An 887-nucleotide genomic window follows, 5' to 3' on the forward strand; every position below is an offset into this window, starting at 1 on the left:
ATAGCTAACTCTTTGTCGGCTATCGCAGCATACTGCTTTTTTGAAAAGAAGCCAGCTATTGATATAAATTTTGTCAATGACAGACAACTTTCTTTTTTTTGATTTTATATCGAACTCACGTTAAATACATTATACCACAAGATACTGAAAATATTATCTGCGACATTGGAAGTATAAATTTTCCAATGTCACAGATGCTACATAAACTTCAATAAGTTGGCAATAATTCATCTAAAATCTTTCATCATTTTGTAAGTTTCCAATTTTAGGGTATCCCCTTTTAGACGGGCGCCAGTCGGCACCCGTCTAAAAAAGAATCCACAAATTTAACGATTATTATTTGCATATTGTCATGGGAAGAAGGTTTTCGTAATCCGTTCTTCCCTTTTTTAATTCTCTGAGCAGCTTGCAGAAGTAATCCCTGAAGGAGACTCCTGCCTGTTTGCAGGTTTCTATAAAGGTATTATAGATTGCGGAGTTCTGTATTCCTTTCACGCTTCCGAAGAACAGGCTGTTCTTTCTTTGGACAGTGATTGGTCTTATCGCTCTTTCTGCTGCCATATTGTCTATGGAGTATTCTCCATCATTTCTGTAGGCAAAGATCTGATTCCAGAAGTTCTTCAGATAGTTAAGAGCCTTGCTCATAAGTTCGCTTCGGTTCTCATCCGGATTTGCAAGCAGATCATAAAGTTCTGTCCTTATCTTCTCGATGACCTCAGTTGTTTCCTTACTGTTCCTTCTGCGGTAAATCTCGTCTGCAGTAAGTTTTTCCCGGCGGTAAGTATCTTCCATGCCGTATAATTCTGCTATCAGCTCAAGGAAGATTCTTGCCTGAAGGCTTCCCTGGTCGAAGGCATACTTGAACTTAGCCCTTGCATGAGCCAGAC

Annotated in this window: 1 protein-coding gene and 1 pseudogene; one reads left to right on the top strand and one right to left on the bottom strand. The window is 39.3% G+C overall.

Features of this window, described 5'->3' with window-relative positions; genetic code table 11:
* Nucleotides 1-102 (top strand): annotated as a pseudogene (locus BQ5591_RS21715) (IS982 family transposase); the annotation flags it as partial.
* 234 nt (nt 103-336) lie between these two features.
* Here the strand turns inward: BQ5591_RS21715 and BQ5591_RS00220 are convergent.
* A partial coding sequence (locus tag BQ5591_RS00220; protein WP_159434395.1) for an IS66 family transposase occupies nt 337-887 on the bottom strand: 551 nt, incomplete at its 5' end.

It is taken from the genome of Bacteroides ndongoniae (genome assembly GCF_900108345.1).
Lineage (GTDB): Bacteria > Bacteroidota > Bacteroidia > Bacteroidales > Bacteroidaceae > Bacteroides > Bacteroides ndongoniae.